General features: G+C 68.3%; 15 protein-coding genes. 11 read left to right on the top strand and 4 right to left on the bottom strand.

All coding sequences use genetic code 11. From position 1 onward, the window contains the following. Positions 1-99: 99 nt before the first annotated feature. The 6 genes from QE388_RS04930 (at position 100) to QE388_RS04905 (ending at position 5,602) form a co-directional block, all read left to right on the top strand. Complete coding sequence (locus tag QE388_RS04930; RefSeq protein ID WP_307383493.1) at positions 100-1,335, top strand: ABC transporter substrate-binding protein; 1,236 nt, start codon at positions 100-102, stop codon at positions 1,333-1,335. Between the two features lie 62 nt (positions 1,336-1,397). Next, positions 1,398-2,306 (top strand): carbohydrate ABC transporter permease, encoded by a 909-nt coding sequence (locus tag QE388_RS04925; protein ID WP_307383491.1) that lies wholly within the window; start codon positions 1,398-1,400, stop codon positions 2,304-2,306. Continuing rightward, complete coding sequence (locus QE388_RS04920) at positions 2,303-3,214, top strand: carbohydrate ABC transporter permease (protein WP_275797487.1); 912 nt, start codon at positions 2,303-2,305, stop codon at positions 3,212-3,214. The genes QE388_RS04925 and QE388_RS04920 overlap by 4 nt, the downstream gene beginning before the upstream one ends. 395 nt (positions 3,215-3,609) lie before the next feature. Beyond that, on the top strand, positions 3,610-4,212 hold the full coding sequence (locus QE388_RS04915; protein ID WP_307383488.1) for a hypothetical protein: 603 nt from the start codon (positions 3,610-3,612) through the stop codon (positions 4,210-4,212). A gap of 65 nt (positions 4,213-4,277) precedes the next feature. Then, entirely contained in the window at positions 4,278-5,021 is a 744-nt protein-coding gene (locus QE388_RS04910; protein WP_307383487.1) for a YcnI family protein, read from the top strand. A gap of 8 nt (positions 5,022-5,029) precedes the next feature. Continuing rightward, on the top strand, positions 5,030-5,602 hold the full coding sequence (locus QE388_RS04905; protein WP_275797493.1) for a copper resistance CopC family protein: 573 nt from the start codon (positions 5,030-5,032) through the stop codon (positions 5,600-5,602). Between the two features lie 278 nt (positions 5,603-5,880). On the opposite strand, the gene QE388_RS04900 is transcribed toward QE388_RS04905, so the two are convergent. From QE388_RS04900 to QE388_RS04885, 4 genes are all read right to left on the bottom strand, one after another. After that, on the bottom strand, positions 5,881-6,756 hold the full coding sequence (locus tag QE388_RS04900; protein WP_307383484.1) for a neutral zinc metallopeptidase: 876 nt from the start codon (positions 6,754-6,756) through the stop codon (positions 5,881-5,883). 64 nt (positions 6,757-6,820) lie between these two features. Continuing rightward, positions 6,821-7,342 (bottom strand): hypothetical protein, encoded by a 522-nt coding sequence (locus QE388_RS04895; RefSeq protein WP_307383481.1) that lies wholly within the window; start codon positions 7,340-7,342, stop codon positions 6,821-6,823. A gap of 38 nt (positions 7,343-7,380) precedes the next feature. After that, the gene (locus QE388_RS04890; protein WP_307383478.1) at positions 7,381-8,595 is read right to left on the bottom strand and encodes an amidohydrolase; all 1,215 of its coding nucleotides are present in this window, start codon (positions 8,593-8,595) and stop codon (positions 7,381-7,383) included. 69 nt (positions 8,596-8,664) lie between these two features. Continuing rightward, positions 8,665-9,843 (bottom strand): AAA family ATPase, encoded by a 1,179-nt coding sequence (locus QE388_RS04885; protein ID WP_275797501.1) that lies wholly within the window; start codon positions 9,841-9,843, stop codon positions 8,665-8,667. A gap of 150 nt (positions 9,844-9,993) precedes the next feature. On the opposite strand from QE388_RS04885, the gene QE388_RS04880 reads away from it, so the two are divergent. From QE388_RS04880 to QE388_RS04860, 5 genes are all read left to right on the top strand, one after another. Further along, positions 9,994-11,187, top strand: a complete 1,194-nt coding sequence (locus tag QE388_RS04880; protein ID WP_307383475.1) for an NAD(P)/FAD-dependent oxidoreductase — start codon at positions 9,994-9,996, stop codon at positions 11,185-11,187. Positions 11,188-11,420: 233 nt separating this feature from the next. Next, positions 11,421-12,215 (top strand): IclR family transcriptional regulator, encoded by a 795-nt coding sequence (locus QE388_RS04875; RefSeq protein ID WP_275797505.1) that lies wholly within the window; start codon positions 11,421-11,423, stop codon positions 12,213-12,215. Between the two features lie 77 nt (positions 12,216-12,292). Continuing rightward, the gene (locus tag QE388_RS04870) at positions 12,293-13,831 is read left to right on the top strand and encodes a sugar ABC transporter ATP-binding protein (protein WP_275797507.1); all 1,539 of its coding nucleotides are present in this window, start codon (positions 12,293-12,295) and stop codon (positions 13,829-13,831) included. Next, positions 13,828-14,991: an ABC transporter permease gene (locus tag QE388_RS04865; protein WP_307383472.1), complete on the top strand. Its 1,164-nt coding sequence runs from the start codon at positions 13,828-13,830 to the stop codon at positions 14,989-14,991. Before QE388_RS04870 ends, QE388_RS04865 begins: the two co-directional genes overlap by 4 nt. A gap of 276 nt (positions 14,992-15,267) precedes the next feature. Continuing rightward, positions 15,268-16,176, top strand: coding sequence for a substrate-binding domain-containing protein (locus tag QE388_RS04860; RefSeq protein ID WP_307387057.1), 909 nt, complete (start codon positions 15,268-15,270; stop codon positions 16,174-16,176). Positions 16,177-16,194: the final 18 nt, after the last annotated feature.

Raw genomic sequence — 16,194 nt, 5'->3', positions numbered from 1 at the left:
AACCGAAAGGCAATGACGCTCGGAGCGTTGACCCTCGTTTCCGCCCTCGCTCTCAGCGGGTGCTCCCCGGCGTCGTCCGGCGCATCGTCCACCGCTCCTGTGAGTCAGGCTGACATCGACAAGGCCATGGACACGCCCACCACGATCACGTTCTGGGCGTGGGCGCCCGACATGCAGAAAGAGGTCGATCTCTTCGAGGCGAAGTACCCGAAGATCAACGTCGAGCTCGTCAACACCAGCAGTGGGACGCAGCAGTACCCAAAGCTGCGTGCCGCCCTGAAGGCGGGCAAGGGTGCCCCCGACGTCGCGCAGGTCGAGTACCAGTACATTCCCTCATTCCGGCAGACCGGGAGCCTGGCCGATCTCACGCCCTACGGCGCGGCCGAAGCGAAGGACGATTTCGTCGACTGGATCTGGAACCAGGTGGCCGACGACAAGGGCGTCTGGGCGGTGCCGCAGGACTCGGGCCCACTCGGCAATCTGTACCGTTCCGACATCTTCGCGCAGGCGGGGGTGAGCGCACCCGAGACGTGGGCCGACTATGCCGCCGTGGCCGCCACCATCAAGGAGAAGACCGGGTCGTACATCGCCGACCTGCCGGGGAACGATCCGGGTCAGATGGTGGGCTTCTTCTGGCAGGCCGGAGCGAAGCCGTTCGGGTATGACGGCGACAAGACCGTGAAGATCGACCTGGACTCGCCCGCGACGCAGAAGGTGGTTTCGTTCTGGCAGGATCTGGTGAAGAAAGATCTCGTCGCCACGGATGCCGACTTCAACGACGAGTGGTACCAGGGCCTCGCACAGGGTAAGTACGCCAGCTGGCAGGTGGCCGCCTGGGGGCCGATCTTCCTGCAGGGCACCGCGAAGAACACCAGCGGCAAGTGGACGGCGGCCAAGATTCCGCAGTGGGAGGCCGGACAGGACGTCTCGGGCAACTGGGGTGGTTCGACGACGGCCGTGATGGAGTCCAGCCCGAACAAGATCGCCGCCTACGAGTTCGCGAAGTTCATCAACACCGACAGCGAGGCTGCTCTGACACTCGCCAACGAGCAGTTCCTCTTCCCCACGACCAAGGCCACCCTGAGCGACCCGAAGTTCGTCGACCAGGCGTCGGAGTTCTACGGAGGGCAGAAGGTCAACGAGTTCTTCGCCGGCGTCTCCGACACGGTCGACAAGAACTTCCAGTGGCTGCCGTTCATGGACTTCGTCTACTCGAGCTACAACGAGACGTTGGGCAAGGCCATCAGCGAAAAGGGCGACATGACCGGCGGTCTCGCCGCCTGGGACGCCGCCGTCACCGACTACGCGAAGCAGCAGGGCTTCACGGTCGAGTGACCCCGCGGGCCCCGCGCCGTCGGTGCGGGGCCCGTTCGGCATCCTCAGAAAGGACACAGACGATGACGTCGGCCTCTCCCGCGCGCCGTGCTCGGCTCGGCTCCGCGCAGACGCGCGCAGCATGGATCCTGGTGATCCCCTTCGTGGCGGTCTTCGCCGCCATGTTCCTCGTCCCGCTGGGTTACTCGGCATATCTCTCCACGTTCACCTCGCAACTCGTCGGCGGTCAGGTGTTCTCGGGGCTCGCGAACTATCAGCGCGCGCTGGGTGACCCCAGCTTCTGGGCGGGTTTGTCGCGGGTCGCGATCTTCCTGGTGGTACAGGTGCCGATCATGCTCGTCGCCTCGCTCTTCTTCGCGCTGGCCCTGGATTCGGGCCGTATGTGCGGCGGCAAGGTCGTGCGCTTGCTGATCTTCCTTCCGTATGCGGTGCCGAGCGTCGTGGCGACCCTGATGTGGGGTTACCTCTACGGTGAGAACTTCGGCCTCATTACCCAGATCTTCACGGGCCTCGGCCTTCCGGCGCCGGAACTCCTCGCCCCCGGGGCCATCCTCGGCTCGACGATGAACATCGTCTGCTGGGAGTTCATCGGCTACAACATGATCATCATGTACGCCGCTCTGCGGACCATCCCGACCGAGCTGTACGAGGCTGCGGCGATCGACGGTGCGGGCGAGTTCCGTGTGGCGTGGAGCATAAAGATCCCGGCGATCCGGCAGGCGATCATCTTGACCGTCATCTTCTCGATCATCGGCTCTTTCCAGCTCTTCAACGAACCCAACCTGCTCTTCAACATCGCGCCGAACGCGATCGGGTCGGACTTCACGCCGAACCTGTACGCCTACAACCTCGCCTTCAAGAACCAGGACGTGAACTACGCCGCCGCCATCGCCTTCCTGCTCGGGATGGTCATCGTGGTGCTCTCGGTCATCGTCCAGGGCATCGTCAACCGCAAGGAGAAGACGTCATGACCGAGGCCATCGTGCGACCCGGGCGGAAGCCTCTCAAGCGGCGCCCGCTGGGTACGCACCGACCGACTCGTGGCGGGACGCTTCTCACGGTGTTCGTCTGGATCTGCGTGGTCTACTTCGTGGTTCCCCTCGTCTGGCTCGTCATCGCGTCCACGAAAGACAACACCGGACTGTTCACGACGTTCGGACTCTGGTTCGGGCAGGGATTCCATCTCTTCGACAACCTTGCTGACGTGTTCTCGAAGGATGGGGGTGTCTTCTCGCAGTGGATGGTGAACACGGTGCTCTACGCGGTCACGAGTGCCGTGGGGGCCACCGTCTTGGCCACGGCGTGCGGATTCGCGCTGGCGAAGTATCGCTTCCGGGGCAGCTCCGTGGTGTTCTGGCTTGTGATCGGCTCGATCATGGTGCCGATGACGGCTCTCGCCATTCCGACCTACCTGCTGTTCAGCTCGATGAACCTCACGGACACACCATGGGCGATCATCCTGCCCTCGCTCGTCAGCCCCTTCGGGGTCTATCTCATGCGTGTCTACGCCGCCGACTCGGTCGATGACAGTCTGCTCGAGGCGGCTCGTATCGACGGCTCGGGGGAGTTGCGCACCTTCGCGACGATCGGGGTCCGGTTGCTCGTTCCCGGCATGGTCACGGTGCTGTTGTTCCAGTTGGTCGCCACGTGGAACAACTACTTCCTCCCGCTCATCATGCTGAACACGCCGAGCCTGTATCCGGTCACGGTCGGTCTCGCCGGGTGGCAGGCGGCCGCGTCGAGCGGTGGCGGAGCCCAAGTCCTCTTCTCCACGGTGCTGACGGGCTCGCTGGTGTCGATCGTGCCGCTGATCGTCGCGTTCCTGTTCCTCCAGCGCTACTGGCAGTCGGGGCTCGCGGCAGGCAGCGTGAAGGGCTGACAGCTTTCGCGCGGGCGGAGGGCGACCCGATGTCCTCGGGTGGCCGCTGTCCGCCGTGACGGATTCCCGAGGATCGCGGGGGACACAGCGTCGTCGGATCGGCCCTTCGCCGTCATCGCGGGCGCGGCGGTGGCGCCGCTCGCCTTCGTCCCCGTCGTCGCCGCGAGCTATCGCCGGCCTGCGCCCTCGGGGCCGCCACCGTCGTCTCGTTGTTCGTATGACCGGGCGGACGACCCGCGCGAGCTCGCGCTGGCGGTGTCGAGCGTCCCCGGTCCGCGGGTGGCGGTCTCGGTCGGGGGCGGGCGCCGTCGCCCGTCCCCCGACGTCTCTCGACGCCGTGGCACTTCCCGCACCGGGGCGACCGCCCCGCATAGGCTGTGAGCGGAGGAGTTCGAATGTCGTCGAGAGCAGGGCGCGCGCAACGCGTGGGTCGTGGCATCGCCGCGGCTTCCGTCGCGACGTTCATCGCGACCGTCTCGCACTCCTCGGTCGGCGCCGAACTCCCTCCGCTGCTGAACATCGCCCTCGCCCTCTGCTTGGCGGCCCCGGTGTGCGTCCTGCTGGCCGGACGCACGGCGTCGTGGTGGCGGCTGTCGCTCGCGGTGGTGCTGAGCCAGGCGTTGTTCCACGGCATCCTGGCCCTCGATCTGCGCGGAGACGGTGTCGTCGCAACGGGCGGGCATCACGGGGCGCCGGTGGTGCTCCTCGATGCCACCGGATCGAGTCACGCGGTCGTCGCGCACGGGTCGCACTCGCCCTGGATGTGGGTGGCCCACGCCTTCGCCGCGGTCGTCACGATCCTCGCGCTCGGTCGAGGCGAGCGCGCCGTGCAGGTCATCGTGCGGTTCTTCCACGCGGCGCTCGGCGTGCTGCGGCCCTTCCGCGGGCTCCCCCCGCTGACGGACGACGTCCGTCCCGCGCCCGAGCCGCTCCTGCTGACCACGGCGATGGCCGTGCTGTCGACGATGAGGCATCGAGGTCCGCCGCTCGCGGCGTGACCCCTCGACCCCTCATCCTCGCGCGACGCGAGTCGCTCGCGCGCGCCTTCGCAGAAAGCAGCACCATGTCTCGTTCTCCCTTCCTTCGCCGTGCCCTCGTGGGCCTCGCGGCGGGCGCCGTCCTCGCGATCGGCGTGCCGCTCGCGGCATCCGCTCACGTCACCGTCAACCCGAACACCGCGGCCCCCGGCAGCTACGCCACGGTCAACTTCCGCGTCCCGACCGAGTCGGAGACGGCCTCCACCGTCAAGCTCGAGGTGACTCTGCCGACCGACACGCCGCTGAGTGCCGTGCTCGTGCAGCCCGTCCCGGGCTGGACCGCCACCGTCGAGAAGGGCGCGCTCCCCGCGCCCGTCGAGGCGAACGGCAACACCGTCACCGACGCCCCGTTGAAGATCGTCTGGCAGGCCGACCCGGGCGTCGGGATCGGTCAGGACCAGTTCCAGATCTTCTCGGCCGTCCTCGGACCCGTGCCCGACGTCGGACACCTCGTCCTGCCGGCGGTGCAGACCTACTCCGACGGGTCCGTCGTCGACTGGGCGGCGACCCCCGACCAGGTCGCGGCCGACTCCTCGCTCGAGCCCGCGCCGGTGCTCTACGTCAACGACACCCCGCCGTCCGGGGAGCACAGCCACAGCACGGCCTCTGCCGCTCCGTCGTCGACGGACCACGACATGGATGCCATGGCATCCGGTTCGTCGTCGGACTCGGGGACGGCGCTCGGTCTGAGCATCGCCGCCCTCGTCGTCGCGGCGATCGGTGCGGTGCTGGGCGCTCTCGCCTTCGCCCGTCGCCCGAAGCGCGGCTGAGCGTGCGCGTGTCGAAGGCCCTCGCGCGAACCGTCGCGATCGCGGCGATCGCGCTGGGCGCCGTACTCGGCGGGGCTCAGGCGGCCTCGGCGCACGACAGCCTCGAGTCGACGTCGCCCTCCGCGGGCACGACCGTCTCATCGCTGTCGGAGGTGTCGCTCGACTTCAGCGCCAACCTGCTCGGCTACGACGGCGGCAACATCGTCATCGTGCTCGGGCCGGACGGTCAGCACTACGAGACCGACTGCGTGACCCTGTCGGGGCCGACCCTCACGGTTCCGGTGGCTCTGGGTGCTGCCGGGGAGTATCAGGTGGAGTGGCGCGCGGTCTCGTCCGACGGCCACCCCATCTCGGGGTCGTTCTCGTTCACCTCCACGGAGGCCGGTTCGTCGACGGGCCTCTCGCAGTCGCCCTGCGCCGACGCGGCCGGCGCGGGTCAGGCCACGGCTCCCGCAACCGAGACGCCCGCGAGCGGAGCACCGTCGGGGCTGACCCTGGGTCTCGTGATCGGCGGCGTGGTCGTCGTGCTCGTGGGCGTGCTGGTCGTGATCATCCTCCGGACGCGTTCGCGCGAGGAGTGACGCGGCACCGCGGTGCCACCGTTCTGCGGAAGTGGGGCGGTGGCACCGCGGGTGGCGGGTGTCCTGGGGTGAGTTGCTGGGTGGCGGGTGCCGTCAGGCGGAGTTGGCCGCGGGTGGCCCGTACCGTCAGGCGGAGTCGGGTGCGGACACGCCGCGGCGCGGCATCCTGGACCGGCGTGTCTCATGTGAACTCCGCCGGACGGTCCAGCGCGTGCGCGGCCCGCGGGACGGCCGGTCGCAGCCGACGCCCGAGGAGCGGAGGACCCGGATGCCGCGACCTACAGGTCCTGCCCCGCCACCGCGAACGTGTCGCAGGCGTTCACTCCGCCCTCGCGTCCGGCGTCGAACCAGCGCTGGCGCTGCTCGCTCGATCCGTGCGTCCAGCTCTCGGGATTGATGCCGCGGCCCGACTCGGCCTGGATGTGGTCGTCGCCGACCGCAGCGGCCGCCGCGAGCGCGTCACTGATCTGCTGCGACGTCGGCGGCTCGAGGTACGGCGTGCCGTTCTCGTCGACCTGCTCGCCGGCTGCGGCGACCCAGGCGCCGGCGAAGCAGTCGGCCTGCAGCTCGGTGCGCACGCCGTTGCTGTCGGGGCCGGTGCCGTTGTTGGGGTACTGCTCCATCACGCCGGTGAGGTTCTGCACGTGGTGGCCGTACTCGTGCGCGAGCACGTAGAGCTGCGCGAGCGGTCCCGCGGTCGTGTCGTACTGCTCGCGCAGGATCGCGAAGAAGGTCGGGTCGACGTACACCGTCTCGTCGGGCGGGCAGTAGAAGGGGCCGGTGGCGTTCGAAGCCGTGCCGCACGAGGTGCCCGTCGCCTGATCGACGATGATCAGCTGCGGTTCGCGATAGCCGTCGAGGCGTTCCTGCCAGAACTGATCGATGTTGAGGGATGCCGCGGCCAACCGGCACGAGTCGTCGCTGTTCGCGTCGGCACCCGTTTCGCAGTTGGCGATCGCCTCGCCGCCGCTCTCGGGGCCGGCCGCTGTCCCTCCGCCGATCAGACCGGTGAGATCAGTGCCGGTGAACAGCGAGAACAGCAGAACGACGACGGCGCCGAGGCCGACCGCCCCGCCTCCCACGGCGGCGACGGTCCCGCCACCTCGGCGTTTCGCTGAGTTGCCCCCGACCCGGGCGTTGTCGTTGAACGTCACGACCGTCACGGTACGCGCCGAGCGGCGCGCGGGCAGAGGCCTTGCGCGCGCGACCCCGCGTGGTTCAGCGCTGCGAGATCGGGTGCGTCTCGACCTCGAACTGTCCGAACGGCAGCGGTGACCACACCGAGTACGCGCTCCAGTCGTCGATCCGGAGCGTCGTGATCGCCCACCACCCCACCACCAAGCCGGTGAGGGTCACGATGACGATGACCATGCGCGCGTTGTTGACGATCCTGAGTGCATGGTCGACGTCGGTCGCCCGACCGAGGATGCGCGTGAGAGCCGTCACCACGATGACCGCGAGGATCACGAACACGAGCGGGCTCGGGCTCATCGTCACGGTGCCGCAGAGCGGTTCGATGTCGGTCGGTTTCCCGTCCGCCCCGAGGAATCCCTTGCCGTCGCTCGCGAGGCCTCCGGAACATCCGCCCTGCGATCCGCGCACGAACGCGCCGAGCAGGGCCGCCGCGACGATGCCCCAGATGACGAGAGACCGGATGCCGGCGATGATCGGCGCTCCCGGCAAGAGCCCGTCGCGGTCGTCGTCGGCGGTGATCTGGGCGTCCCTCTGCGTCGCGCTCATCCCTCCACCCTTGCAGGCGAGGCGCGAGGCGTCGAGATTCAGTTCAGGAACTCCCGGGCCGCCACCACGAGGTTCTCGACCCCGCGGTCGATCGTCGGCTGCATCACCGGCGCGAAGAACGGCGAGTGATTCGTCGGGATGTCGCGCTCGATCGTGCCGCCGGCCAGGGCATCCGCGAAGGTCTGAGGGTCGACACCGCCCCAGAACCAGTAGACGAGGGGCACGCCCGCGTCGCGCGCGAACCACGAAACGTCTTCACTGCCCGTGAACATCCCCGGGTCGACGACGCTGGCCTCACCGAACGCCCGGCGAAAGGCCGCGGTCAGGCGGGCCGTGGCTTCCGGATCGTTGATCGTCGGCGGCAGAGTGTGGTCGGTGGTGATCGTCGGGGTCTGCTCGGCGCCCGAGGCCTGCGCCTCGGCGCGGACGATGCGCTCGACCTTCTCGAGCACGCGGTCGCGCGCGGCGTCGTCGGGGTAGCGCAGGCTCAGCTCGAGCTTCGCCTCGGCGGGGATGATGTTGTTCTTCAGCCCCGCGTGGATCGAGCCGACGGTCACGACGGCGACGTCGCGCGGGTCGACCTCGCGCGACACGACGGTCTGCAGGCGCATGACGGTGGCCGCGGCCATGACGACCGGGTCGATCGTGGAGTGCGGGCGCGAGCCGTGTCCGCCGCGACCGTGCAGCACCACGGTGAGCCCGTCGGATGCCGCCATCTGGGTGCCCGGGCGGACGCCGATGGTGCCGGCGGGAAGGGGCGTGACGTGCTGGCCGAGCACGATGTCGGGCTTCGGGTACCGGTCCAGGATGCCGTCGTCGAGCATCGCGCGGGCACCCGCGCCGTACTCCTCGGCGGGCTGGAACACCGCGATCACGGTGCCCGACCACTCGTCGGTCGTCGCGACGAGCCGCTCGAGCGCGCCGATCATCGCGGTGACGTGCATGTCGTGCCCGCACGCGTGCATGACGGGAACGGCGTTGCCCGCCGGGTCGGTGCCGCGGGCGGTGCTGGCGTACGCGAGGCCCGTCTGCTCCTCGACGGGGAGGCCGTCGGTGTCGGCGCGAAGCCACACGACCGGACCGTCGCCGTTGTCGATCCGTGTCACGATCCCCGTGCGGCCGACTCCCTCTTCGAACTCGAGACCGAGGTCGGTCAGGTGCCGCGCGATCACGCCCGCCGTGCGCGTCTCCTGGAACGACAGCTCGGGGTGGGCGTGCAGGTCGATGTACAGATTCTCGAGGTCGACGCTCATGCCCCGAGCCTAGTTCGCCGGGTCTGGGCTCGGTCTGGGCGCCCCGGGATCCGACGAACTTGGAGAGTGTCAGTCGTCCAGATCGGTTTGGCGCCGGATGAAGCGATCCATGTTGGGGACGGTGAAGCTGACGAAGCCTCGGCGCTCGGCGTAGATGATCCCCTTTTCGATGAGCGACTGCCGTGCAGGACTGAGCGACGCGGGCGCGACGGAGAGGAACTCGGCAATCGCGGAGGTGCTGGCGACCTCGCCCCCCACCTCGACGATCGTTCGGAGGTAGAGCCGCTCCGATGGCGTCGTGCGATCCCAACGAGCAGGAAAAAACCCTTGGTCAAGTGCGGCGTTGCCTTCGGCGATGCCTGTGCGTGCGATCTCGAGATCGATGTGTCGATCAGGCGTGAGATCCCACACGGCCTTGCCGTACGTCTGGAGGAAGAACGGGTAGCCCTGGGCCTCATCGACGATCGCCTCGACGGCGTCATCGGAAAACCTTGCCCCAAGTTGCTCGGCGGGGCGGACGACGGCTTCTGCGGCGGAGGATCGCGACAGAGCGCCTACCTCGTGGAGTGAGAATCGCTCCGAGTAGGAGCGAGCCTCAGCGAGAGTGCGCCGAAGCGTAGGGAGTCCTGCGCCGATGACGTAAAAGGGCCAATCCGCTTGCGTCGCTTTGTGTTGCACCGCGAGCAGGGCCGTCAGGAGATCGTCGTCGAGGTCCTGCATCTCATCGACGAAGATGGCCAGCGCACTCTTGTTCTTCTGCAGCGGCTCTGCGAGGTCGGCAACGAGCTCCTCGAGATCCACTTCGATGAGCCCTGAATTGGCTCGGTGATCAGAGGGCTCGACTCCCAAGTTCAGCGATACCCCGGCAACTGTCAGTGCGAATGACGAGACCGTCGATACGGCGGCCTTCACATCGGATACTGCCGTCCGAAAGCGCGCCATTCTGCGCCCGGCCATCGCTACACCGCGGGCGAGCGACTGGCGCGAAACGAGTTGGCCCGCGGTTCCTGGGCGAGCCTCGAACTGCACCGTCAGCCACCCCGCTTGGTCGACGTTCCGTTGCAGTTCATTGAGGAGTACCGTCTTCCCAACGCCGCGCAGACCGTAAGTGATCAGGCCCCCGTCATTCCTGCGGGCGAGACTCTTGGCGACCATCAAGTCGACGAGATCGATCTCGGCCTCGCGCCCCACGAGTTCGGGTGGGCGAACTCCGGCACCGGGCCGGAACGGATTGAGTTCGTGGAGCATGTAGCGACTCTATGGTTATCTAAGCGCAATCTACTCATTCCGCTAGATTCGTCACCTGCCCTGGTGCAGAAAGTCACCTGTCCGCTACCCGATGCCGCGACGCCTCGCAACCCGTCCCGGCGGCCCAGGCGCGACGGCGAGGCTGGCGGCATGACCACGACTCACTTCGATCACCTCATCGTCGGCGGCGGCATGGTCGCGGACACGGCGGCGCGTGGCATCCGCGAGCTCGACGCCGACGGGTCGATCGGCATCCTGAGCGATGACGTCGACGCCCCCTACACGCGCCCCGCGCTCAGCAAGAAGCTGTGGACCGACGACGAGTTCACGTGGGAGAAGGTGCCGCTCGGCACCGCCGACGACACCGGCGCCGACATCCGGCTGCGCACGCGCGTGACGGCGATCCGCCCCGACGCCCGGGAAGTGGATGCCGACGGCCAGACGTACACGTACGGCACCCTCCTTCTCGCCACCGGCGGAAAGCCCGTGCCGCTCCCGATCGAGGACCGCTCGAACGGCGCGCGGGCGCTGACCTTCCGCACAGCCGAGGACTACCGCCGGCTGCGGTCCCTCGCCGACGAGGTCGACCGGATCGCCGTCGTCGGCGGCGGCTACATCGGCTCCGAGCTCGCCGCGGCTCTCGTGCAGAACGGCGTCGACACCGTGCTCATCCACACCGGCGCCGTCCTCGGCGACGCCGTGTTCCCCGCCGCGCTCGCGGAGAGGTTCGAGAAGCTCTTCCGCGATGCCGGTGTCGAGATCGTCGCCGGGTCGAAGGTCGCCGGCGGAGACGCGGATGCCACGGGCGCGCGCCTCGAGCTCGAGAACGGCGACGTGGTCCGGGCGGATGCGGTGGTCAGCGGTCTCGGGATCGAGGTCGCGACCGACCTGGCCGAGGGCGCCGGACTCATCGTCGATGACGGCATCATCGTCGACGCGCAGCTGCGCACCTCGACCGACGGGGTCTGGGCGGCGGGAGACGTCGCGAGCTACCCCGACCGGATCCTCGGTCGCCGCCGTGTCGAGCACGTCGACAACGCGAACGAGCAGGGTCGGGCCGCGGGCCGCAATCTCGCGGGTGCCGCCGAGCCGTACACGCACACGCCGTACTACTACTCGGCGGTGTTCGGCATCCGGTACGAGGCGGTCGGGACCCTGGATGCCGCTCTCGACACCGTGGAGGACTGGATCGACCCCGAGCGCGGCATCGTCTACTACCTCGACGACGACCGTGTCGTCGGCGTGCTGCTGTGGAACGTCGAAGACGCGCGGGACGCGGCGCGGAAGGTGCTGGCCGAGGCCGGCACGCTCTCACGGGACGACCTCGCCGGGCGCATCCGCTGAGCCCGCCGACCCGGGGACCGACTGCGGCGATCACCCGCGTTCCGCAGAGGGAATGACGTTCACCACGAGGAACGAAGGAGGTCGGACCGTTCAGGCCGCCGCCAGGAACGTTGCGGGGAGGCGTGCCGCCTCATCGACGGTGTTGTCGATACGGTCGAGGTCTAGGACCCGGGGTGGGGTCGCAGCGTTTCGCGCCTCTTCTCGGTTCACGGGGCGGCGGAGAGGAGGGCAACATGTCCAACGATCGGACGGGAGCGGATCGAGACCCCGCGCCCGCGCTGACGCGGGGTGTGTACATCCTCCGCATCCTGGCCCAAGCGCAAGGAGAGCCGGTCGCCCTCGCCGATCTCGCGCGCACACTCGAAGCGGCCAAATCGTCGACGTCGTATCTGTGCACGGTTCTCGAGGAGGCGAACCTCATCCGCCGCGTCGGCAACGGTTACGTCCTCGGTCACGGAACGGTCGAACTGGGCGGGGCGTATCTGCGCTCGTTCAACGAGGTGCGCGAGTTCTACCGATTCTGTAACGAGGCCCCCACGCTGTCCGAGCAAGTGGTTCAGATGGCGATGCTGCAGGGATCGGACGTCATCTATCTCGCGCGACACGAGGGGCGGTCTCCTCTGCGATTGACGGCCAACCTCGGTGACAGATTCCCGGCGGCATCCACGGCGGTGGGCAACGCCCTGCTCGCCGTGCTCCCGGATGACGACATCGCCGACCGATTCCGCTACCCCCACGCGTTCCCGATGCGGACGTCCGAGAGCGTTCGCAACCTGTCGGAGCTGACGGCTCGACTCGAGCAGGTCCGAGAGCGTGGATACGCCATCGATGAAGGCGGGGTGCACCCGGGCATCTCCGGCGTCGCCGTGCGGATGCCGCCGCGCTCCAGTTCGTCCCCCGCGATCGCCATCGGCTGCTCCTTCCTGACCTCCGCGACCTCACCCCTGCAGCGGGAGGCGATCGTCGCTGAGCTTCGTGAACTCGAGCGGCTTCTCGAGAACCCCATGCAACCTCGCGAGAACACGTAACCGTTCACTCTGTTGAACCACGTTCACCCTGGTGATACTGTCGCACCCAGGACAGGCACACATCAAGGGAGATGTTCGTGGTGCATGAACCCACATCGTTCGAGCAGGCATCGCTGCTCAACATTTCAGGACTGACGAAGTCGTTCTACGCCACGCGTGCGGTGGACGACGTGTCGTTCTCGGTCGACCAGGGTGAGATCGTGGCCCTCCTCGGCGAAAACGGGGCAGGCAAGTCGACCGTCATCAAAATGCTGGCGGACGTATACAAGCCGGATGCCGGCGAGATCACCATCCTGGGCGCGGCCGCCACGCCGACCGTGCGTAAGCAGATCTCGTTCGTCCACCAGAACCTCGGCCTCATCGAGTGGATGACGGTCGCCGAGAACATCGCTCTCGGTCTGGGGTATCCCCGCAACAGGCTCGGCTTCATCAGCACGCACCAGATGAACGCGCAAGCAGCGGAGGTCTTGTCGAGCGTCGGCGGCGGAATCGATCCTGAGCAGCGCATCTTCGACCTGCCACGCGCCGAGCGCAGCCTGCTCGCGATCGCTCGCGGCCTGGTCAGCAAGCCGAAGCTCCTCGTGCTCGACGAACCGACGGCATCGCTGCCCGCCGCCGACGTGGAGCGGCTGTTCTCGGTCCTTCGAACCCTTCGCGACAGCGGCGTGGGAATGATCTATGTCTCGCACCGCCTCGACGAGGTCTACCAGATCAGCCAGCGCGCCGTCGTCATGCGCAACGGTCGCGTGGTGGCCGACCGACCGGTCTCGCAGATCAGCCCCGAAGAGCTCGTCGAGCTCATCGTCGGACGCGAGACGACGGTTCCGCGCATCAATGAGCCGGGCACCGAGACGCGACTCGCTCTGGAGTCGTTCCGAGTCGACGGGACAGAGCCCATCAGCCTGCACGTGCGCTCGGGCGAGATCCTCGCGATCTGCGGTCTGCGCGGCGCGGGGCAGGAGGCGCTCGGCCGAGCCATCGCGGGCGCCACCCGCCCGCAGGCGGGCACGATGACCCTCGACGGAGCGCCGTTCCGCCCGCGCACACCGCGCGACGCCGTCGATGCGGGCGTTGCCTTCGCTACCTCCAACCGTGAGTCGGAGTCCGTGGGTGCGGGTCTGTCGGTCAGCGAGAACCTCTTCCTCAACCCGGCGGTCTGGGGGCGTCGTGCGTGGCAACCCCGCACGGCTCGGACCGAGTCCGTCGAGGCATCCGCGATCCTCGCCCCGTATCAGATCCGTCCCGATGACCCGGAGCTTCCCCTCGACACGTTCTCGGGCGGCAACCAGCAGAAGGTGATCCTTGCCCGCTGTTTCGGGCGTGGACGCGCCGTCGTCATCCTCGAGGAACCCACCATGGGCGTCGACGTCGGAGCCAAGGCCGAGATCTACGAACTCCTCGGCCGCGTGGTCGAACAAGGCACCGGCGCGATCGTCGTCTCCACCGACATGGAGGAAGTCGCCAAGATCGCCCACCGCGCGATCGTGCTCGGACGCGGCCGCGTCGTCGCGGAACTCACCGGTGACGACGTCACCATCCCCAACCTCATCTCGGCGGCCTCCGATCTCGGACGCGTCTCCTACGCCGACCCCTCATCCCAGGAGAGTGCAGCATGACCATGAACACGTCCGTCAAATCGACGGCGCTGGAGCCCGGGAGGGGTGCGAGCTTCTGGAACAAGCTCACCAGCAACTACGGGATGGTGCTGCTCACCATCGGCCTCTTCGTCCTGTTCGCAGCGCTGCGACCCGACACGTTCGCCTCGCTGCTGAACTTCCAGCTGCTCGCGTCGAGCAAGGCCGTTCTGCTCATCCTGGCGATCGCCGTCACCATCCCGATGGTGACCGGCAAGATCGACCTCAGCATCGGTTACGGTGTGGGCCTCTGGCAGGTGATGGCCCTTTCCTGGCAGATCGAGGGCCTCGACTACCGACTCGTCATCGTTCTCGTCATCGTCGGAGGCGGGGTCATCGGCCTCCTGAACGCTCTCCTCGTCGAACTCGCCCAGGTCGACGCGTTCATCGCGACGCTCGCCACCGGCCAGGTCATCTTCGCTGTCACCTACTGGTACACCGGCGGACGCCAGGTCACGGACTCCGACGGTGCGCGCGCCGTCGCCTTCGACGAGCTCTCGCGCTGGAGTCTCGGCCCGATCCCCGGCCCGTTCGTCATCGCCATCGTGCTGGCGCTCGTCGTCTGGATCGTTCTCGACTACTTCCCCGTCGGACGTTACCTGTACGCCGTCGGCGCCAACCCCGCGGCCGCAACGCTGACCGGCATCGCACGCCGCAAGTACGTCGTGGGCGCGATGGTCGCGTCGGGCATGCTCACCGGCGTCGCCGGCATCTTGCTCGCATCCCGTCAAGCGGGCGTGGCCCAGGCCAACATCGGACCCGAGTACCTTCTGCCCGCGTTGGCGGCCGCCTTCCTCGGCTCGACCACCATCCGTCCGGGCCGCGTGAACGGGCTCGGCACGATCCTCGGCGTGACCATCGCGACGATCGGAATCTCCGGCCTCCAGCAGCTCTTCCCCGGGCAGTTCTACCTCGAGCCGCTCTTCAACGGCCTCACCCTGGTCGCGGCGATCACGATCGCCTCCCTCGCCACGCGCCGGCGCACCACGAGAGCGGATGCCGCCCCGCTGACCGACGGTTCCACAACATCCGGCACCGGCTCACCCGGCACCGGCTCACCCGGCACCGTCCCCGAAACCTCCGACGTCACCCCGTCCGAGAGCACTACCCGCACCACCACAGCACGAAAGGACATCTCATGACCATCACCACGAAGCGGCGCGTCCTGCTGGCAGCACTGGCGCTGCCCGTCGCCCTGACCCTGAGTCTCACCGCCTGCTCCAGCGGCTCCGTCGGCAACGCGAGCGGCAGCGGCGGCGACGCCGCCTCGGCAGCCCCGGAGCAGGACTTCTCCTCGATCCTCCCCACCGGCGACGCCGTCGAGTTCTCGAAGGAACTCGTCGAGAAGAGCCTCACCGCCAGCGGAGGGTTTCACCCCGCCCGGCACCGGACCGACGGCGCAGAAGCCCGGCGCCCGCATCGCCTACGTCGGCAGCGACCTCACCAACGGCGGGATCAACACCGTCGGCGAGGGCGTCACCGAGGCGGCCGCGGCCATCGGCTGGTCCGTGGACTCGTACGACGGCAAGGCCTCGGCGCAAGGCCGCTCCGACGCCCTGAACCAGGCGATCGCCGCCCAGCCCGCTGCGATCATCCTCGGAGGGTTCGACCCGACCGAGCAGGCAGCCACCATCGCCTCGGCCGAAAGTGCCGGCATCCCCGTCATCGGCTGGCACGCCGGTCCCGCGACCGGCCCCGGCAACGGTCTGTTCACCAACGTCACCACCGACCCCCTGACCGTGTCGCAGCTCGCCGGCGCCTACGCCGTCGCCGACTCGAACGGCACCGCGGGAGCGGCCATCTTCACCGACGGCCAGTACGACATCGCCGTGCTCAAAGCGGATGCCATGAAGGCGTACATCGAGGCGTGCAGCGGTTGCTCGGTGCTGTCGTACCAGGACTCGCCCATCGCCGAGGCCGACCAGCGCATGCCCGGCCTGATCTCGAACCTGCTGCAGGAGAACGGCGACAAGCTCACCTACCTGATGGCCATCAACGGCAACTACTTCGGCGGGGCGCAGCAGGCTCTCCGCGCCGCCGGCAAGGACCCCGCCGGCACGCCGAAGTCCGTCGCCGCGGGTGACGGGGACGCCGCTGAGTTCCAGCGCATCCGTTCGGTCGACTACCAGGCGGCGACCGTCGCCGAGCCCCTGCTGCTGCAGGGCTGGCAGCTCATCGACGAAGCCAACCGCGCCCTCGCGGGCGAGGAGTGGTCGGGCTTCGTCGCCGCTCCCGCCCTGATCACGAAGCAGAACGTCCCCACCGGTGACACGTACGACCCGGCCAGCGGTTACCGCGACATCTACAAGAAGGTCTGGGGCAAGTAACACCCCTTCCGGCGGGGC

It is taken from the genome of Microbacterium sp. SORGH_AS_0969, from assembly GCF_030818255.1.
Classification (GTDB): Bacteria; Actinomycetota; Actinomycetes; order Actinomycetales; family Microbacteriaceae; genus Microbacterium.
Note: the sequence above shows the minus strand (reverse complement) of the source record. Positions and strands in the feature narration are given on the sequence as shown.